Source organism: Herminiimonas sp. Marseille-P9896 (assembly GCF_903993245.1).
Classification (GTDB): domain Bacteria; phylum Pseudomonadota; class Gammaproteobacteria; order Burkholderiales; family Burkholderiaceae_D; genus Oxalicibacterium; species Oxalicibacterium contaminans.
This window is the reverse complement of record NZ_CAJEVT010000002.1, coordinates 384,739-404,965: the sequence shown is the minus strand read 5'-3', so window position 1 is coordinate 404,965 and position 20,227 is coordinate 384,739. Positions and strand designations below refer to the sequence as shown.

Below are 20,227 nucleotides of genomic sequence, written 5' to 3'. Positions count from 1 at the left end.
GGAATACACCGGCATGCTGCTCGATTCCATACGCACGCAATACGACTCGCTTTCCAAATCGGAAAAGAAAGTCGCACTGGCCGTACTGGAACAGCCTGAACTGGCAATCGCAGAAAACATCACTGCACTGGCAAAAAAAGCCGACGTCTCGGAGCCGACTGTGGTGCGCTTTTGCCGCGCCATCGGCTTCGATGGCTGGCAAGCCTTCAAACTCAAACTGGCACAAGGCCTGGCGTTGTCTACTGGTGATGGTGCATCGCCAGTGCTGGACGATATGGCGGCCGACCTGGTCGACAAAGTCTGCAACCGCTCGATCAACACCCTGCTCGACCTGCGTAACAGCCTGGATGCGAATGCGATAGAACAGGCTTTGCAGGTACTGGGACGTGCCAACACGATAGAATTTTACGGCCAGGGTACGTCCGGCATCATCGCTGCCGATGCCCAGCATAAATTCTTCCGCTCCGGCGTACCGACCGTCGCCTACTCGGATCCGCATATACACAGCATCGCTGCATCCCTGCTGAAGAAAGGTGACGTCGTGGTCGCCATCTCGCAGCGCGGCAACAGCGTATCGCTGCTGCGCAGCGTGCAACTGGCGCGCAGCTCAGGCGCGGCTATCGTCGTGCTGGCACCCAGCGGCACACCGCTGGCCGAACTGGCGACAGTACTGATTCCTATCGACCTGCACTTCCATACCGACCCATACACGCCGATCTCGGCCCGCCTCGCGCATCTGGTCGTCATCGACATCCTGGCGGTCGGCCTGGCGCTGCGCCTCAGTCCCGAGCGTCGTAAAAAAATGCTCCATGCGCAAAAGGCCTTGCAGAAATTCGACCTGCAATTCGACTCCTTCCTGCAAGCGCCATAAGATTTGCCTGCTCAGCTGGCAGCAAAAATGGCGAAACATTGCGTACAATAAGCTTGTCTATACCTTCCCATACAGCCAACGTAAGCGTGCCATGAACCAACTCGAACAACTGAAGCAATACACCACCATAGTTGCCGACACAGGCGACTTCCAGTCGATCAAGGCTTTTGCACCACAAGATGCAACGACCAATCCTTCGCTGATCCTGAAGGCTGTACAGAAGGATGAGTACCGCCCCATCATGGAAAAGGTCGCGCGCGACCACGCGGGCAAAAGCACCAATGAAATCGTCGATCACTTGCTGGTCGCCTTCGGCCAGGAAATCCTGAAAGTCATTCCTGGTCGTGTTTCCACCGAAACCGATGCGCGCCTGTCTTTCGACACTGAAGGCTCGATTGAAAAAGGCCGCACCCTGATCCGCCTGTACGAAGCAGCGGGTATCTCGCGTGACCGCGTCCTGATCAAGATCGCATCGACCTGGGAAGGCATACGTGCTGCGCAGGTGCTGGAAAAAGAAGGCATACACTGCAACCTCACCTTGCTGTTCTCGCTGCCGCAAGCCATCGCCTGCGCCGATGCACGCGTGCAACTGATCTCGCCTTTCGTCGGCCGCATCTACGACTGGTACAAAAAATCGACCGGTACCGACTACACCGGCGCAGATGATCCGGGCGTGCAATCGGTCAAGCGCATCTACACCTACTATCGCAAATTCGATTACGCGACCGAAGTCATGGGTGCCAGCTTCCGTAACACCTCACAAATCATCGAGCTGGCTGGTTGCGACTTGCTGACCATCAGCCCGGAACTCTTGCAGAAGTTGGCTGAAACCGACGCCCCACTGACACGCAAGCTGGTACCGGCAGAAGCGAAGAATGCAGACATCGTCAAACTCACGCTGGATGAAAAAACCTTCCGCAGCCTGTTGAATGACAATGCAATGGCAACCGAGAAACTGGCAGAAGGCATACGTGCATTCTGCGTCGATGCAGTCAAACTCGACAAGTTGATTGAATCAGTAAAGTAAATCGGCGCTGCTCCGTTCGGACCAGCTGATTTTCAAGCAAAAGGGCAAGGGCAACCTTGCCCTTTTGCGTTGCTTACGCAGCTACAGCATTCAATGCGAGCGTCGGTATGTAATCCGTTGCGGACTGACTGAGTTTATTCAGTCTGCGCCACTCTTGCGGCGAAACACCATGAACGGAATTGAAAACCCGGGTGAAATGCGACTGGTCGCAAAATCCATGCATGTAAGCGATGTCAGTGAGATGCAGGTCTGACAGCAACATGCTGCTGCAAGCCGTCGTAATACGTCGTTGCAAAATATAGATACGCGGCGAAACGCCCAAGCTTTGCTTAAAGATGCGTGAAAAGTGACTCACGCTTAATTCCAGTGCAGCGGCCAGATCCATGGTGCGGATACGCGTCGCCATGCACTCGTCTATATACGCATTCAGACGCTGGATTTGCCAGGCAGCAAGGACGTTCTTTCCGGCCTGCTCTGGCTTACTGCTCTCTTCCTGAAAAGAGATGTCGATAATATTGAGTGCAGATGCTGCTGTCTGCCCAGGTTTGCGTGCGGGATAGCTATGCGGCGGGCGGCGCAGTGGGAGGGTATGCACGAGTTGGCTCCTGTTAACATCACTTCAAATACACAAGCAAGAATGATGCGTGCGTAAGCCCGTGTGCAACAGCCCCTGGCTGGGGGAAGTAAAACTACACTAAAGTGTGGTTTACGCGCCTGACTACAACTCTATAAAGCCGCGCTCTATGCCTATGGTCACCGCATGCGTACGGTTGTTGGCACCGAGCTTGTCCATGATGCTGCGCAGATGGCCTTTGATCGTATCCTCCGTCAATACCAGTTCCTGCGCAATCTGCTTATTGCTCAAGCCTTGTGCGATCAGCTTCAGCACCTGGATTTCACGCGGGCTGAGGCAATCCTGCCCCATATACTCCATCAGTTCGGCAGATATTTCCGGCGGAAAATAACGCTGCCCTGCTGCCAGTGCGCGTATCGCATCACACAACTCCTTGCGCAAGGCACTCTTGAGCAAATAGCCCTGTGCACCAGCCTTGATCGCATGCAAGGCGCGTACATCACCGCGATAAGTCGTGAGTATTGCAATGCGCGCCTGCGGGAATTCGGCACGTATCATGCGCACTGCATCTATGCCATTCGCATTCGGCATTTGCAGGTCGATCAGCGTCACATCCGGCTGCAGCGTGCGAAACAGAACCAGCGCCTCATTACCGTCCGCAGCTTCACCGACCAGCTCGATATCGCTCTGACTGCCGATCACCGCAGCGATCCCCTCCAGCATTAACGGATGGTCATCCGCGACAAGTACACGTATGGTTTTATTTGCAGTCATCACTACTCACTTCCTGGTTTCTTGCGCCAGCTGATCCGGTTTAACCAGCAGCGCATGATATTACGGTAAGCCAACCTGGCCGACATGCTGAGTACGATCTCGGTACCGGCATTCCGGATACTCTTGATATTCAGATTCGCACCTATCTTGTGCGCTCGTTCGTGCATGCCACGCAGGCCCCAATGATCCGGGCGCCCTTTAATGCTGATGTAGGCCTGGTCTATGCCGACGCCGTCGTCACTGATGATCATGCGGAAGCCACGCAGCGTATATTCGATTGTTACCAGCACCTGCTGTGCCCGGGCATGGCGGAACGCATTATTAATTGCTTCATGCGCGATGCGGTAAATCTCATCGCGCACAGTCGCACGCAATGGCAGTGGCGTGCCGATCACGGACAGATGGAAGGCAGCGCTGCCGTCATACGCCAGGCTGACGCCCAGGGCCCGTATGCAATCATGCAAATCACCTGTCACCACTTCATTGCGCAAATCACGTACCCGGTCACGCCCTTCTATCAATACTTCGTCGGCACGATCCAGTGCTTTTTCCAGGCCTATCCGGCCCGGATGATCAGCCGGTATCGATTGCGCCACCGCCTGGAAACGCAGGATCAATCCATAGACGCTCTGTAATAAAGTATCGTGCAATTCACGCGCAATACGTTCGCGCTCGGCATGCCGTTCTTCCATCCGCGTGCGCATGTGCTCGCCAGCACGACGCGCATTGATACGGTAAAAAATCCACAGCAACACAAAGATCGCCACGCCAGCAATCAACAGGAACAACGGTTGTTTGTAGAACACCTGTGGAATCGTGAAAGCAAACACGGCTTCCTGCGAACTGGGCAAACCATCCTTGTTGTAAGCCAATACGCGGAAGCGATAATTACCCGCCGCCAGCGCGGTGTAGGTCGCCTCGCTCTGCCGTCCCGCGTCATGCCAGCCATGGTCGTAGCCATCAAGGCGATAGCGGAATGACAGACTTTCCGGTGCAGACAAACTCAGGGCCGCATAGTCAATCACGATACGCTGTGCATTCGCTGCCAGTGTGGTCGCCGTGGTTTGCGCCAGATACGCACCATCCACACTGACCGACTCGATGGTGACTTCAGGTACCGCATCATCCTGTCGTGGCCGCTGCGGATCTATCCACATCACGCCATTGCTGGTGGAGAACCATAACAAGCCATCTTCGGCCCGCACCGCCGTTGGCAAAGGCAAAACCTGATACGGATCATTCGCCAGGCCACCCATCAGGTTATAGGAACGGTAGCGTATCTGGTAAGCCGGATCGGCCAACGCACGCTGCAGTTCGATGCCGGTCAGCTCGAATATCCCGGCCTTGGTATGTATCCACAGATCCTCGCTGTCCTTACCGGGCACGGCCAGGATCGCGTAGATATTGTCGAACAAGCCGTTGCCCGGCATTTGTACCGCATGGAAACGCTGATCCTGGATAAAGCCCAGCCCATGCTGACCACCTATCCAGGTACGTCCCCGCTGCGGCGCAATCGCGGTGATGTGTCCTATATTCAGGCCATCCGCCTTGCTCCACTGCTTTTCGCCGCTCGCATCGCGCATCACGACAAGATTGTCACGATAACCAAACCATAGTCGCCCTTGCGTACCGGCGGCAGCCACCACCGGCATCAACTGACTGGCTACCGAGGTCGGCGCAGGGACCTGGCTCCATGCACCTGCATGCAGTTTGAACAGCCCCAGGCGATTAATCGCAACCCACAGATTGCCATCTTCATCATGCACCATGGCGCGCACCGAAGAATCCGCGGGCGCGCCGGTCGGCAAGTGTGCAGCAAAAACCAGACGCTCTCCTTCCGAGCGCCAGATACCACCCGGCCCCGCCATCCAGATGTGTCCGCTGTTATCGCGGATAGCACTGGTGACCGGTGCAGGCATCGTCAATGTATATAGATTGCCGCCCTGCACACGCATGGCCGGACGATTACTGCTCCCGGCCCAGATACTGCCGTCCGCACCTGCGACCAATGCATAGTTCAATGCATCTATCGGAAAGTCGGATGGCATCAAGGTGCGCGGGCGAAAGCGATCCAGACCGGCGTTGGTGCCGACCCACACATTGCCATCACGATCTTCCAGCATGGGCCAGACGTAGTCGGAGCTCAAACCATCCTTGCTGGTAAAACGTTCGCGTGCCCCGGTCGCATAGACATCAGTCGGTGTCGCGACATATTTCAGGCCACGCCCCAGGGTACTGATCCACAAGGCACCGCTGCGATCAAACAGCAAACCACTGGAAGTCGCACTACCTGCGCGGCTGATGAACAGCTTGCCTGCGGCCGACACGATCCTATGCAATTTCCCGCTATAACGTTCAGCGATCCAGATGGAATCATCTGCGCTCTGTGCAATATTGCTGACACCTTCCACCGCGAGCCCGCTATCCATGAAAGCCTGCGCGCCCTCCGGCAAATAAAACAGCCGATACTCATTCACCGCCCACACGGTGCCGCTACGGTCTACGAATACAGTACGCGCCTTGCGGCCAGGGAATTTCAAATCTACGGCAACAGACTGCCAGCGCTTGCCGTCGTAGCGTGCCAGCCCGTCTTCGGCAGCGGCCCAGATGACGCCTTTGCGATCGCGCGCCAGGCTATAAACCACACCGGCAGGCAGGGAGGTGTCGGAAGCAAAGCGATGCATCCCTTGGGGATTGATCAGCACCACGCCTCCGGCGCGCAAGCCCACCCATAAATCATCACCATCCGCCAGCAGCGCCGAGACTATGCCCAACGCCTTGCCATCCGGCGCTTCATAGCGGACAAAACGGGAACCGTCGAAACGGTACAAGGAGTCATTGGTACCCAGCCAGAGATAGCCGTTGCGTGTCTGCGCGATCGCACCGACCTGGCTGGGGCCGCCGTCAGCGGCCAGCCAGCGCCTATGTTCCAGATGTTCCAGTGATGGAATACTCGCTGCCAGCACGCTAACGCTTGTCAGCAGCGCCAGCAAAACCAGACAGCCGTAAACAAGCGTGACCCGGCCTAGCCTGGCAGGCTTACATATCGTCGCTACCAGGGTATGGAACACATTCATGATGGTCGGATGGGATAAAACAGTCGCTGTCTGCATGATACGACCAATTTACGACCAATTCCCGCTGCGATCAGCGACGGGAGCATAGTCGTCGAGCGAGCAGTTTACTTGATACCGCAGCCATAGGTAGCCGGATAAAGATGACAGGAGTAAGGCAGACACCGTCCATGCAGACGATGGCCTTACGCATGCGATCTGCGCTTGCTGCACACCTGTGCAGCAAGCTTGCCGCTATCAGCGTACCGGAGCTGGTACTGGTGCCAGTGTTTCGTGTGCGCCAACCGAGCGTGCCGGAGCCTTGTGCACCATGGTGTAGGCGTAGTCGATACCCATGCCGTAAGCACCGGAGTGTTCTTTCACGATGGAGGTCACTGCATCGTAAGTTTCCTTGCGGGCCCAGTCGCGCTGCCATTCCAGCATGACTTGTTGCCAGGTGACAGGAACCACGCCAGCCTGGATCATGCGTTGCATCGCCAGGTCATGCGCCATCAGCGAGGTACCGCCGGAAGCATCAGCCACCATGTAGATTTCATAGTCGCCTTCCAGCATCGCGCACAGCGCAAAGCTGTTATTGCAAACTTCGGTCCACAGACCAGCAACCACGACTTTCTTGCGACCATTTTTCTTCAAGGCGTCACGCACCTTTTGGTCATCCCATGAATTCATCGAAGTGCGCTCGAGGATTTCCTTGCCCGGGAATACATCCAGCAATTCCGGATAGGTGTGACCGGAGAAGCTTTCTGTTTCCACCGTCGTGATGATGGTAGGGATATTAAATACCTTGCCAGCCTTGGCTAGTGCAACCGTATTGTTTTTCAGGGTCTGGCGATCTATCGATTGCACACCGAAAGCCATTTGCGGCTGATGATCGATGAAGATCAGTTGCGAATTACTTGGGGTCAATACTTCCAGTTTCGGATTGCTCATACCATGCTCCATTCAATTGAAAGCGACTACGAATAGTGAGTCGCATAAATAAAACCTGCAAAAATGCCAGGCACTTGCCCTATACAGCTGCAATAAAATGTTCAGTACGCGGCGCGTCAGGTCCGATGTGGAAGCTGTGCGCACGCAAGGTGATGGCTTTATCGTTCTCGGTAAAACGATCTTCCTGACGCAAATGCTCAAGCCAGGATTCAACGACAAAGGTTTCGATGTAGCGACCAGGCTGTACGGTATCTTCGAAGATGCCCCAGGTCAGTGCGCCGCCACGACGGCGTACGCGACGCATTTCCTGCACCGCAATCTTGAACTCGGCCTGGTTTTCAGGCGCAACCAAATACTCGACCGTGATCATGACCGGGCCGGAATCATGCGCAGGGCCTGCTGCCCCATCGCCCACATCGTGTTTGCTCAGGTGTTTGGACGGTGCCAGATTCAGGTCTGGCGATAAATCCAGACGCCAGCGCAATGCCGTCGCACAGAACAGGACCATGCCGACCGCCGCGGTAATCAGTGCATTGGATGTACCGAGCTTGCCCGCGGTCTGCCCCCAGATCGCACTGCCCGCCGCCATCGAACCAAAGAACACCACCAGATACACGGCCAGTGCCCTAGCCTTGACCCAGCCTGCGGAGCTGCGTTGTGCGCCGACGTTCAGGATGGACAGCATCGCAATCCAGGCGAAACCGGAAAACAAGAGGATCACGCCCAGCAGCACTGCGCTTTTCATCATCGCCAGCGCCAGCATGGAAGCGGCAAATATCAGCGTCGCACCAAGTGCCAATACATCGTTCGAATAGCGCTTGCGCATACCCGGCAAGACCAGCGCACCAACGACAGCGCCGAGTCCTATGCATGCCAGCAGGATGCCGTAACCACCGGCACCAAGACCGAGGCCATTCCTCGCCACCAGCGGCAGCAAGGCCCAGGCGGCACTGCCGAATACAAAGAAAGCAACCGCACGGATCAGGACCACGCGCAGTACTGGCGCTGCATGCACATAACGCAGGCCGGCACGCACTGCGGGCAGGAAATGCTCGGCTGGCAAACGCTGTACCTTTTTCGGCGATTGCCAGAAGTACAGCACAGCGACTACACCCAGTACCGACAAGGCATTCAGGGTGAACACCACGGCTGGTCCGGCGAAGGACAAAATAATACCGGCCAGTGCTGGCCCGATCGCGCGACTGATATTAATCCCCAGCGAGTTCAGGGCAACCGCCGCGGCCAGGTCTTCCTTCGCTACCAGATCCGGCACTATCGCCTGGAACGGTGGCGCAGCCATCGCTGCACCGACACCGAGGAAGAAGGTCGCCGCCAACAGGATTTCAGGTGTCACCATGCCGACGAAGGCCAGTGCGCTCAGTACCGCTGCGGTAATCAGCATCCATAACTGCGCAAATAACAGATATTTGCGACGATCAATAATGTCGGCCAGCACGCCAGAGGGCAAGGCAAACAAAAACATAGGCAAGCTGGTCGCAGCCTGCACCAGCGCCACCATGAAAGGATCGGTGCTGAGTGAAGTCATCATCCAGCCCGCACCCACGTCATGCATCCAGGTACCGATATTCGATGCAACCGTGGCCAGCCACAATGCACGGAACAGTTTGTTGCTGAGCGGACTAAACGAAGAATTTGCCATCACGCCACCCGCTTACGCTGCAGTACTGCATCAAATGAAAACTTGCCGGGACCGCACAGTGCGATCGTGCCGAAGATAATCATCAGCAGCCAGCCAAACTGCCCTTCTGCGATTGACCATTGCGTATGTACGATCAACATCGACACCAGCAGTACGGCAATCACTGGCAGGCTGGCCAGGCGTGTCAGCAAACCAAGTGCGATCAGGATCGCACATACCACTTCGGCAAAAATCGCCGCCAGCAAAGAGAAGCTGGTACCGAAACCAAACGGATCTTCGATACGAACCAGCTCTTCGCTGTAATGCATGATCTTGGGCCAGCCATGCACATGGAACAGCATGAAAGCGCCGCTCACGCGCAAGAACAACAAGCCCAGATCGATCTGCGGCACGGACAGGAAAGGTAAATTTTTCGTCATATCATCAGAACGCAAAACAGCTGCAACCCAGTGCGCCCCAAAAGCCGGAGTAATTTGAAATCGGTACGTTGGATTTGCGTGCCACATCATGTGCGTGCATATGTACACCACACGCACCAGCGCATTGATGCGGCAAGGCTGCGACTTGCTGCTTGGCATTCACACGACGGTAATGACCAGGCACGGTTTTCACTGGCGACCAGTCCGGCAATACCGGGATCGGTGGCGGTGCGAGATTCACAAACTCATTGGCACCAAACACAACCTTGCCACCCACCACGGTCAGCACGGACTCCAGCGACTTGATGTCGTCCTCTTGTATGCTGAAGAAATCTGCCGACAGTACCGCCAGATCGGCCAGCTGACCTTCCTGGATCCGGCCTTTCTTACCCTGGTCACTGGAGAACCAGGCACTGCCATTGGTCCACAATTCCAAAGCGGTATCACGTGATAACTGTGCACCGGTCTGGTACAGCTTCATGCCGCCGACCGTGCGGCCGGATACCAGCCAGTACAAAGCAGTCCACGGGTTATAGCTGGCGACGCGGGTCGCATCGGTACCACCACCGACCGGCACGCCTGATTCGAGCATGCGCTTGATAGGTGGTGTGTGTGCCGCCGCCTCGGCACCATAACGCTCAACAAAATACTCACCCTGGAATGCCATCCGATGTTGAATCGCGATACCACCGCCCAGTGCATGTACACGGTCGATATTGCGTGGCGTAATGGTCTCTGCATGATCGAACATCCAGCGCAAGCCATTGAACGGCGTATCGCGATTGACCTTCTCGAACACATCCAGCATGCGACCTATAGACTCGTCGTAAGTAGCGTGCAGGCGGAACGGCCAGCGCTGCGACACCAGATGACGCACGACCTTTTCCAGTTCATCTTCCATCCCCGCCGCCAACTCAGGGCGCGGCTCGAGGAAGTCTTCAAAGTCAGCAGCTGAAAACACCAGCATCTCACCCGCACCGTTATGTCGGTAAAAATCGTCGCCCTGGCCGGGCTTGATCATGGTTGTCCACTTCTGGAAATCTTCCAGCTCCTTGCCCTTGTTCTGTGTGAACAAGTTGTAGGCGATGCGCACAGTCAACTGCTGTTCACGTGCGAGCTGATCAATGATTTCGTAATCTTCCGGGTAGTTCTGGAAGCCGCCGCCTGCATCGATGGTGCTGGTGATGCCGAGGCGATTCAGCTCGCGCATGAACTGGCGGGTTGAGTTCACCTGCAACTCACGCGGCAGGCTCGGCCCCTTGGCCAGCGTCGCGTACAGGATCAGTGCATTCGGTTTCGCGATCAACATGCCGGTCGGATTACCGGCCGCATCGCGCTGGATTTCACCGCCCGGTGGATTCGGCGTGTCCTTGGTATAACCCACTGCACGCAAGGCAGCGCGATTCAGCAAAGCACGGTCATACAGATGCAGGACAAAGACCGGGGTATCAGGTGCCGCAGCATTGATTTCATCCAGCGTCGGCATGCGCTTCTCGGCAAACTGGAACTCGGTCCAGCCACCGACCACACGCACCCATTGCGGACTTGGCGTGCGCAATGCCTGTTCCTTCAGCATACGCAAAGCATCGGCCAAAGATGGCACGCCTTCCCAGCGCAATTCGAGGTTGTAGTTCAAGCCGCCGCGTATCAGATGGATGTGCGAGTCATTCAAACCCGGGATCACGGTACGGCCATTCAGGTCTATCACCTGGCTCTCCGGCGTACGATGACGCATCACATCTTCCAGGTCACCGACTGCCAGGAATTTGCCATCCTTGATCGCGACCGCAGTCGCCAGTGGGCGACTCTTATCCACCGTGTGGAAACGGCCATTAATCAAAATCATCGTCGTACCCGCACCTGCTGCCACCTTTGCGACCTTGTCAGCTGGCCCGCGTGCGGTAGCAGGCAGGCTGGCACCGGCCGATGCCGCTGCAGCTGGAGTGGAACGACCTGCCATCGCGCCCAGGGTTGCCAGTGCGGCACCGGAAGCAACGGACTTCAGTATATTTCTGCGATTGTTATTCATGAGGAGCCCCATCTGGTGAGAGTAAGCGTGGAAGGGATAAGGTCGTTATTTCTTGTCCGGCTCTGCAGCGTCAACGCCTGTGATTTTGGAAGAACAATTTTCACAAAACCAGGAGAGCGTGATGGGTTCCCGCTGGATGATGCGGCTGGCAATCGGTACCAATTGCTCGCCGATCAACATCCCAAGCAGTCCCAGTAGGGCGATAGCTGGCGGCGCGGGGGAGCGTACATGCAGCAATCCGTAAATCACCCCGACCAATACGCCAGCGCCGATAGACATCAGGTACATGGAATACCTTTTAGAAATCATCATATGCGGCGGATTATCTGTGATCCGACAGCTATACACTTGGATCAGAATGCTATTTCCGCCCGGGAAAAGCTCTCCATTACCGGTCAGTATCTCGCCCCGGAACCGCCTGTCGACAGCCGTAACGACCGGCAAACAACACTCTTGCAACAGAAATTGCAGTGTGCCGGCAGCATAGATTACAATGAGAATCGTTCTCATTTTTATTGACTCCCTGCCCGTCTGCCCATGTCCTCCGCCGAACCCGTCTTCCAGCAGGAAATGCACACGCTCTACAGCGACCATCACGGCTGGCTGACGACCTGGCTCAGGCGACGCCTGGGCAATACTTTCGATGCGGCCGATCTGGCGCAAGACACCTTTCTGCGACTGCTGAACAAGCCACGCGGCTTTGACAGCTTCGATGGTGCCCGTGCTTGCCTGAGCACGATCGCCAAAGGTTTGTGCATAGACTTGTGGCGTCGGCGCGAAATCGAGCAGGCATGGCTGGAAGCTGTCGCCGCGCGACCGGAAGCCATCATGCCGTCGGCCGAGCACCAGGTGATGGTGATCCAGGCGCTGCTGGAAATTGATGCAATGCTGAGCCAGCTACCCAATAAAGCTGCCAGCGCCTTTGTCATGGCGATGGTGTATGGCATGACCGACAAGGAAGTGGCAACAGAACTCGGCGTCTCCGATCGCATGGTGCGCAAATACATGACACAGGCCATGCTGCATTGCATGGAGCTGGAAGCGCAGCATCTGGCTACCCACCTTTCCGAATAAAGCGCATCTTGTCTACACTGGATATCAAACTACGCTCATCCGGGCTACCGTCACGGGCACCATCGGCACAGGTCCTGCAGCAGGCTGCCGAATGGTTTGTGCTTCTGCGCTCGGGAACCGCGAGCGATGAAGATCGCAGCAACTGGCGCAACTGGCTGCAAGAGGATTCCAGCCACCAGGATGCCTGGGGCTATGTAGAAAACATCAGCCGTCGCTTCGAGCCGGTGCAATCCGACAACCGCAAGGACGCAGCAGTCGCGGCATTTCATAACGCTCGCAACAAGCTGGTCAAGCGTCGCCAGATACTCAACGGCATCGCCCTCCTCGCTGGTGGCGGGCTGCTGGGCTGGGTAGCGAGCCGACATCAACTGGTACCGGATGCAGTATTGGCATGGAACGCTGACTATCGTACCGCTACTGGTGAAGTACGCGAGATAGCCATGCAGGATGGCACGCATATCTGGCTCAATACTGCCAGCGCATTTAACGCTGACTATCAGACCACGCTGCGCCGCGTGCATTTGCTGGAAGGGGAAATGCTGATCCAGACTGCCGCTGACAAGACACGTCCTTTTGTCGTCGACACTAAGCAAGGCCGCATGCGTGCGCTGGGCACCCGCTTCACGGTCAGACAGAACGACGACATCACGCAGCTGACAGTATTCGAAGGTGCGGTTGAAGTCAGCCCTGCCGGTACGGATGCGACCCGCATCATAGAAGCAGGTCAGCAAATCAGCTTTAGCAACACGGCGATCAGCGAGTCCACGCCAGCCGAAGCGGCACGCGAAGCCTGGATCAAGCAAATCCTGCTGGCGGAAGATATGTCGCTGCAGGATCTGGTTGCGGAATTGAATCGCTACCACCACGGCTACCTGCATGTCGCGCCGGAAGTGGCCAACCTGCGGGTGCTGGGTGGCTATCCACTGCAGGACAAGGACAAAGTCCTCAGCATGCTGGAAGAAGTATTGCCTATCCACATCAGACGCACCATGCCATGGTGGATCACTATCGAGGCCAAAAAGGCGTCTGGCTAAGGACTGCATCAGCCTGTAAAAAATCTTTTCATTTTTTTGAGTAATCAGGTTCCGGATTTCGACGGCTCGTTCGGTTCACAAGATGAAGAACTCATTTTGTTACCTTACTTACCGAAGAAAGATACGCCGATGCAATCCCGCCTCTCCCGCTTATCGCGTCATCACGACACTATCAACGCTGCAACGCCGCCCATGGTGCGCCCGCTGATGCTGGCCATCCATCTCGCATTTGCCGGCCTGGCATTGTCACCAGCCTTCTCCGTTGCCCACGCACAGCAAGCCGCAAGCACCAGCAAAAGCTACAACATCCCGGCAGGCCCTTTATCCACGGTGCTGAGCCGCTTCATCGGCGAATCCGGCATTTACCTCTCCGGCACCAGTGAACTGGCGCAAGGAAAAACCAGCCCTGGTTTGCAGGGCAACTTCAGCGCCCAGGCAGGACTGGCAGCCTTGCTGGTCGGTACCGGCCTGGAAGGCGTGAATACCAGCAATAACGAATATGTACTGCGTAAATCAACGAACGCCAATTCAGATGCGGTGTTGCCAGCTGTGATAGTCAAGTCTGCTTACGACGAAACGGCAAGCGGACCGGTCAAAGGCTATGTCGCCAAGCGTAGTGCTACCGGCAGCAAAACAGATACGCTGCTGATCGAGATTCCGCAGTCGATCTCCATCATCACGGCGGATGAAATTGGTGACCGGAAAGCAGAATCGCTCGATGAGGCCTTGCGTTACACCGCTGGCGTTACACCAAACCTGAAACCATGGGCAGTTGACGAGTTCTCGAAGCTGCGCGGTTTTCCGCTTGGCACAGCCGGCATTTTCCTTGACGGCTTATTGACGTCCGGACGTGCCTACGCCGCACCTATCGAACCTTATGGCCTTGAACGCCTTGAGGTATTGCGCGGCCCGGCCTCTGTACTATATGGCCAGACGCCGCCAGGCGGAATGGTCAACGCAGTGAGCAAAAGACCGACTGCTGAAGCGATACGCGAGATTGGAGTTGAGTACGGCACCTATGATCGCAAGCAAATCAAAGCTGATATCGGCGGCATGTTTAATGGCGATCCGGAATGGACTTACCGCGTTACCATGTTGGCGCGTGAGTCAGCAACACGGCTTGCTTTCGACAAGGACAACCGCTTCTTTATCGCCCCGGCCATAACATGGAAGCCGAATGCGGCAACCAAGTTGACCTTGATGGCAAACTATCAAAAGGATGACCAGGCTTACTCCTGGCCAAATCAGTTGCAGAATCCTGGCGCGCTCGGCCAGGTCGATCCAAAAGTAAATATCGGTGGTCTGGATAATCGCTGGAAGCGCGACAACAGAATGGTCGGCTATGAATTCGAGCACCGCTTTAATGACACATGGTCGGTTCAGCAAAATTTCCGATATAGCGAATTTGATCGTGACGAAACCAATGTCTTCCCGATGGTATTGCAGCCCGATGGCAGAACCTTGACACGCAGATTTTCGCCACGTGAATCGCATTGGAAAGGTCTCTTGCTTGATACTCGCGTGCAAGGACGTCTCAAGAGTGGTGCGATAGAGCACAACGTCCTGGTGGGCGTTGATTACGCCAAATCGCGCACCACTAATGAATACATCTATGACACACCCAACATCCAATCAATTGATCTATTCAATCCTGTTTACACAGGACAGCAAACCATCACACGTGCGAGCAACCCTGAGATCCAACGTATTCCTTCGAGCCAAACTGGCTTATATATTCAAGATCAAATGAAATTTGATCGATGGGTTGTCACCGGGGGATTGCGGCACGATAAAGCAGAAACGACGGGCAACCGGATTTTCCCGGCTTCAGGCACAAGCGTAATCGCCTATGACCAGTCTGCCAGCGCTACAACCGGCCGCCTCGGCGCAGTTTACTTATTCGACTCTGGTTGGGCACCTTACATTAGCTACGCCAGTTCATTCTCACCCGAGATCGGTAACGATGTGTATGGCAATGTATTAAAACCTTCTACCGGCAAGCAATTTGAGGCTGGCGTAAAGTATCAGCCGGTCGGACAACGTGTTAGTTACACCGCGTCGGTATTCAATTTAGTACGGCGGAATGTATCCACACCTGCGCCACAAGATCGTAGAGAAGTTGTGCAAACTGGTGAAGTAACTTCACGCGGCCTCGAGTTGGAGACGCGCGCCGAGTTGAACCGCAATATTAGTTTGATTGCGCAATACACTTACCTCGACACGGAAGTCACCAAAAGCAATGACAAAGATCTTGGTTTGCGCCAACAAGGTGCTCCTAAACATAGCGCGTCGATATGGGGAAAATATAACTTCAATCTCGGCAGCTCGGTCAAAGCATACTCGGCCCTCGGCATACGTTACTTGGGAAAAGCGCGCTCTGATGCAGACGATAACAATCTCAACATCAGCAATCAGAGCTTTGCGTTGATGGATGCGGCTCTCGGCTTTGACCAGGGACAATGGCGTTTCTCCATTAATGTGAATAACTTGCTGGACAAGCAATTCCTGACCGATTGCAATGGCACCTTCTGCTATCGCAACGCCGAGCGGACTATCAACGTCAGTTCCATCTATCGCTTCTGATGCAGCAGGCGCAATCCGCGCCCTTGTGCAATAACCGTGGTCGCACAAGCACCACGGTTATTGCATTGTTGGCGACGCATACAGATAGAGGCTTGCTGCAGCTTGCCTGCCTGCACTCCATGAGTTCATTTGCATGATGCGCAAGCAAACTACCACCCACCTGCAATCATCGAGCTTGCGGCCACGCATGGCCTGGCTACACACTTGGGTAGGCTTGCTGGCGGGTTGGATTCTCTATGCGATGTTTCTGACCGGCAGCGTCAGTTACTTCCGCGAAGAATTGACGCAATGGATGCACCCCGAAATTCCCGCGCTTGCTGCCACTCCCGATGCCTTGCACACCACACAGCATGGCATGCAAATGCTGCAGGAAATTGCACCGGATAACGCGCGGTGGACAATAGAACTACCCGATGCACGCGGCAATACCGCCTATGCGACGTGGCAGGCTGGCGATGGCTTTGAGCGCATCGCATACGACCCGCTGAGCGGCAAACAATACACGCCACGAGATACCGCTGGCGGTCAATTCTTTTATTACTTCCACTTTAGCCTGCACTACTTTCCTCGCTCACTCGGACGCTGGATTACCGGCTTCTGCGCAATGCTGATGTTGATCGGCATCATCAGCGGACTGATCATCCACAAAAAAATATTCGCGGATTTTTTTACCTTCCGCTGGAGCAAAGGTCAGCGTTCATGGCTAGATGCACACAATGCATGCTCCGTACTCGGCCTGCCCTTCCATCTGATGATCACCTATACCGGCCTGGTCATGCTGATGTTTATGTATATGCCGTGGGGACGTGATGCCGCATTAACGACGCCACAGGAACGTGCCGCGCTGACCGCAGAAATGCACGCCCTGCTCACTCCGGAAACCCGCTCGGGCCAGCCTGCGACGCTGGCACCTATCGCGCACATGTTTGCAGCAGCAGACCAGCAATGGGGGCCTGGCAATGTCGAGCGTGTCATCGTCAGCAACCCTGGCGATACCACTGCCCGCATCATGCTGGTCCGGGGTAATGCCGGACGCATCTCCGTCAGCCCGCACTACATGCTATTCAACGGGCAGAACGGTGACATCCTGCAAGTCAAGGATCAGGCCAGCGCCGCCGTCACCAGCTGGGGCGTGATGTATGGCTTGCATCTGGGGCGCTATGCAGACACCGTTACACGCTGGCTCTACTTCATTATCAGTCTGGCCGGGACAGCAATGGTAGCTACCGGCCTGATACTGTGGACCGTGAAGCGCAGGCAAAGACTGAATCAGGCAGAAACCGCAGCGCCGGGATTAAAACTGGTCGAACGCATGAATATTGCCTGCATCGCCGGACTATCGATAGCCATGACTGCTTACCTATGGGGCAATCGCCTGCTGCCACTCGAAATGGCACAGCGCTCTGCATGGGAAATCCATTTGTTCTTTATCGTCTGGGGTAGCACCTTGTTGCATGCCTGCGGCAGGCCGGTGCGGCGCGCATGGCTGGAACAATTATGGCTGGCGACCGCCTTGCTTGCGCTATTGCCCGTGCTGGATAAACTCACCAATCCGCACATCATGTTTGTCATGTTTGATCTAACTGCCCTCGCGCTGGCAGCCGTGCATGGCGTGCTGGCAATCAAGATGCATAGAACCCGGACCAGGGACGCTCAGGTCTAGCATGTTCCATCTGTTAATCCTCACCTTATTATTGACAGCATTTGCATGTCTGGCCATCACTTCAGAGCGGCACCGTCCTGCCGCTTTCAGGAAGAAATATAGAGGCCTGGCGCTGTCGATTTACCTCTGCGCCTGGTTGCTGCTCGCGCTCGCACTCATGATTGCCGTACAGACGATAGGATGGGCGTTGGGCTTGGTCATTTGGTGCGGACATGGCAGCATAGCGGCAGCCGCGGTGTATTGCGTACTCGTCTTTATTCAACGGCCCGCCTGAACCGATTTCTCCACCAGAAAATCCACAAACGCCCTGACCCTTGAAGACAAATGACGGGCATGCGGATACAGCAGGATGAACGGCCGCGATGTACCACCGAACTGCGGCAGCAATTCAAGCAAGCTGCCATCCCTAAGATCTTGTTCGACGATGTAGCGATAGGTTTGCACCAGCCCGGCACCGTTACGCGCCAGCGTCACGATACCGAGTACATCACCTGAGCATGAGTAAGTACCGTTGGTGACGACATCCTCAGCTTTCCCCTTGCTCTTGCCATGCGGATGGAACAGCCATGGGATACGACGTCCAGTACTTGGTAATTCGAATTGTATGCACTCGTGCTGTTGCAAATCTTCCAGGCTCTTGAGCTTACCCGCACGCTTCAGGTAAGACGGCGCGGCCACCAACACCAGTTCAGCATCTTCCAGCTTTCTCGCGATCAGATTTGAATCGGTCGGCGCGCGACCACGTACCGCCAGGTCATAACCCTCATCCGCAAAATCAATATTCCGGTTGCTGATATGGACTTCCACCTGTACATCCGGATAACGCTGGCGAAACTCCGGCAACAATGGCAGCAAGCGGTAATGACCATAAGGCGTCGGCACACTGATGCGTAGCAAACCCGCGGGCTTTAACTGCCCGCCTGTGACCTGACGCTCTGCATCAACCAGTTGTGCCAAAGCCTCCCTGCATTGCTCAAAATAAGTACGACCGCCATCAGTCAGCCTGATCTGCCTGGTAGTGCGCACAAAGAGCCGTACACCAAGCCGCGCTTCCAGTCGCGAGACTGAGCGACTCACCGCGGCTGGTGTAACGCCTGCAGTATTGGCTGCCTGCGTGAAGCTGCCCAGCTCAGCCGCCAGGCAAAACAGCTCAATACTCCCGAGCAAAACATCGTCGAAATTGCGTTTCATCGCTTACCCAATTGATTACATGATGTATCAGCTAAATTACCAAATACCTAATTTATCTACTTATTTTGCATAAGTATAGTTCACCACATCGGAAGCACACATCTTTCGACTCCAGACAGTCCAGCCAACACCAATTGTCATCACATCGCTAATTAAATGAAAAGAGGTTTCCAAATGATTGCAGCAAACAAAACAGTCATCATCACCGGCGCATCCAGTGGCATAGGCTACGCATTGGCAGCGGCATATTTGCAACGTGGTTATAACGTGGTCGGCAATGCCCGTACTGCTGAGCGTCTGCAAGCGGCGGCAGCCAAACTCGGCCATCCGAAAAACTTCCTGCAGGTTGCAGGCGATATCTCGCTGCCAGAGACTGCGCAGGAATTATTCAAACAGGCCGTTGCGGCTTACGGCAAAGTGGACATCCTGATCAACAATGCCGGCATCTTCATCGCCAAAACCATAGGCGACTATAGCGAACAAGATCTCGATGCACTGGTCAACACCAATCTCAAGGGCTTCTTCTATCCATCGCAACAAGCTGCAGCTCACATGAGTGCAAACAAGGACGGTCATATCGTCACCATCACCGCCAGCATCGCGATGCATCCGAATGTGAAACTGCCCGCCTTGCTGCCAGTATTGATCAAAGGCGGTTTGAACCATGCAACACGCGGCCTGGCGCTGGAACTGGCGCAATCCAATGTGCGCGTGAATGCTGTCGCACCGGGCAGCATCGACACTCCCTTGCATAGCGCGGACGAAGGCACCACCAACTTCCGCAAGGCATTGGCGCCCAGCGGCCAGACCGGCAATACGCAAGATATCGTGGATGCGGTGCTGTACATCACCGATTCAAAATTCACGACCGGAACCATCCTGAATGTCGATGGTGGCGCCACTACTGGCACCTGGTAAAGCTACACTGGCTCATGCAGCATTTGACCGCACGGTCTCATGCTCATGAGCCCGGTGGGTGAACCTGAAATCGTTGCTGAAATTTTACTAATCTGATTGTTGCAAACCAGGAGTATTTACCATGCCTTACGTCAATATCCGCGTTACCCGCGAAGGGGTGACGGCCGAACAGAAACTACAGCTCATCGAAGGCGCGACTGATTTGCTCAGTCACGTATTGAATAAAAACCCGGCAACCACCTTCGTCATCATTGATGAAGTCGATACCGATAACTGGGGCGTAGCACGCGAAACCGTGACCACACTGCGCAAGCGCGAAGCCGAACGCAAGTCCTGACAAAACCTGCTATCAAAGCTGCGCATAAAAAATGCGGCTGGGTCACTCTTGCAGTGTACCCAGCCGCAT

Annotated in this window: 18 protein-coding genes; 9 read left to right on the top strand and 9 right to left on the bottom strand. The window is 55.4% G+C overall.

Translation table 11 applies throughout. The features are described from left to right. Positions 1–13 precede the first annotated feature (13 nt). Positions 14–871 (top strand): MurR/RpiR family transcriptional regulator, encoded by an 858-nt coding sequence (locus tag H7U06_RS07405; RefSeq protein ID WP_175625523.1) that lies wholly within the window; start codon positions 14–16, stop codon positions 869–871. Between the two features lie 91 nt (positions 872–962). Next, a complete protein-coding gene (tal, locus tag H7U06_RS07400; protein WP_175625522.1) occupies positions 963–1,898 on the top strand; it encodes a transaldolase in 936 nt (311 codons plus the stop codon). A 73-nt stretch (positions 1,899–1,971) separates the two neighbouring features. Here tal and H7U06_RS07395 read toward each other — a convergent pair whose 3' ends face one another. The 8 genes from H7U06_RS07395 to H7U06_RS07360 all read right to left on the bottom strand — a co-directional run bounded on the left by H7U06_RS07395 (position 1,972) and on the right by H7U06_RS07360 (position 11,646). Next, positions 1,972–2,304 (bottom strand): helix-turn-helix transcriptional regulator, encoded by a 333-nt coding sequence (locus H7U06_RS07395; protein WP_175625521.1) that lies wholly within the window; start codon positions 2,302–2,304, stop codon positions 1,972–1,974. 312 nt (positions 2,305–2,616) lie between these two features. Next, entirely contained in the window at positions 2,617–3,246 is a 630-nt protein-coding gene (locus tag H7U06_RS07390; protein ID WP_175626075.1) for a response regulator transcription factor, read from the bottom strand. Between the two features lie 2 nt (positions 3,247–3,248). Continuing rightward, positions 3,249–6,359, bottom strand: coding sequence for a two-component regulator propeller domain-containing protein (locus tag H7U06_RS07385; RefSeq protein WP_175625520.1), 3,111 nt, complete (start codon positions 6,357–6,359; stop codon positions 3,249–3,251). 198 nt (positions 6,360–6,557) lie between these two features. After that, positions 6,558–7,250 (bottom strand): hydrolase, encoded by a 693-nt coding sequence (locus tag H7U06_RS07380; protein WP_175625519.1) that lies wholly within the window; start codon positions 7,248–7,250, stop codon positions 6,558–6,560. A 79-nt stretch (positions 7,251–7,329) separates the two neighbouring features. Further along, positions 7,330–8,910 (bottom strand): MFS transporter, encoded by a 1,581-nt coding sequence (locus tag H7U06_RS07375; protein WP_175625518.1) that lies wholly within the window; start codon positions 8,908–8,910, stop codon positions 7,330–7,332. Then, positions 8,910–9,329, bottom strand: a complete 420-nt coding sequence (locus tag H7U06_RS07370; protein WP_175625517.1) for a DoxX family protein — start codon at positions 9,327–9,329, stop codon at positions 8,910–8,912. The genes H7U06_RS07375 and H7U06_RS07370 overlap by 1 nt, the downstream gene beginning before the upstream one ends. Before the next feature lie 4 nt (positions 9,330–9,333). Continuing rightward, positions 9,334–11,175 (bottom strand): amidohydrolase, encoded by a 1,842-nt coding sequence (locus H7U06_RS07365; protein ID WP_217703457.1) that lies wholly within the window; start codon positions 11,173–11,175, stop codon positions 9,334–9,336. Between the two features lie 228 nt (positions 11,176–11,403). Further along, on the bottom strand, positions 11,404–11,646 hold the full coding sequence (locus H7U06_RS07360; RefSeq protein ID WP_175626073.1) for a DUF1427 family protein: 243 nt from the start codon (positions 11,644–11,646) through the stop codon (positions 11,404–11,406). A 249-nt stretch (positions 11,647–11,895) separates the two neighbouring features. On the opposite strand from H7U06_RS07360, the gene H7U06_RS07355 reads away from it, so the two are divergent. The 5 genes from H7U06_RS07355 (at position 11,896) to H7U06_RS16380 (ending at position 17,986) form a co-directional block, all read left to right on the top strand. Next, positions 11,896–12,432, top strand: a complete 537-nt coding sequence (locus tag H7U06_RS07355; RefSeq protein WP_175625516.1) for a sigma-70 family RNA polymerase sigma factor — start codon at positions 11,896–11,898, stop codon at positions 12,430–12,432. An 8-nt stretch (positions 12,433–12,440) separates the two neighbouring features. Further along, on the top strand, positions 12,441–13,466 hold the full coding sequence (locus H7U06_RS07350) for a FecR domain-containing protein (RefSeq protein WP_254873166.1): 1,026 nt from the start codon (positions 12,441–12,443) through the stop codon (positions 13,464–13,466). Between the two features lie 129 nt (positions 13,467–13,595). Continuing rightward, the gene (locus tag H7U06_RS07345) at positions 13,596–16,049 is read left to right on the top strand and encodes a TonB-dependent siderophore receptor (protein ID WP_254873165.1); all 2,454 of its coding nucleotides are present in this window, start codon (positions 13,596–13,598) and stop codon (positions 16,047–16,049) included. A gap of 133 nt (positions 16,050–16,182) precedes the next feature. Further along, positions 16,183–17,712, top strand: coding sequence for a PepSY domain-containing protein (locus H7U06_RS07340; protein WP_175625515.1), 1,530 nt, complete (start codon positions 16,183–16,185; stop codon positions 17,710–17,712). Then, positions 17,657–17,986 (top strand): DUF3325 family protein, encoded by a 330-nt coding sequence (locus H7U06_RS16380; protein WP_368492560.1) that lies wholly within the window; start codon positions 17,657–17,659, stop codon positions 17,984–17,986. Before H7U06_RS07340 ends, H7U06_RS16380 begins: the two co-directional genes overlap by 56 nt. Here H7U06_RS16380 and H7U06_RS07330 read toward each other — a convergent pair. Beyond that, positions 17,971–18,903: a LysR family transcriptional regulator gene (locus H7U06_RS07330; RefSeq protein WP_175625513.1), complete on the bottom strand. Its 933-nt coding sequence runs from the start codon at positions 18,901–18,903 to the stop codon at positions 17,971–17,973. The two genes, H7U06_RS16380 and H7U06_RS07330, sit on opposite strands and share 16 nt — an antisense overlap. A gap of 174 nt (positions 18,904–19,077) precedes the next feature. Between H7U06_RS07330 and H7U06_RS07325 the strand changes: the two genes are divergently transcribed. Both H7U06_RS07325 and H7U06_RS07320 read left to right on the top strand, forming a co-directional pair. Beyond that, the gene (locus H7U06_RS07325) at positions 19,078–19,821 is read left to right on the top strand and encodes an SDR family NAD(P)-dependent oxidoreductase (protein WP_175625512.1); all 744 of its coding nucleotides are present in this window, start codon (positions 19,078–19,080) and stop codon (positions 19,819–19,821) included. A gap of 121 nt (positions 19,822–19,942) precedes the next feature. Then, a complete protein-coding gene (locus tag H7U06_RS07320; RefSeq protein WP_175625511.1) occupies positions 19,943–20,158 on the top strand; it encodes a 2-hydroxymuconate tautomerase family protein in 216 nt (71 codons plus the stop codon). Positions 20,159–20,227: the final 69 nt, after the last annotated feature.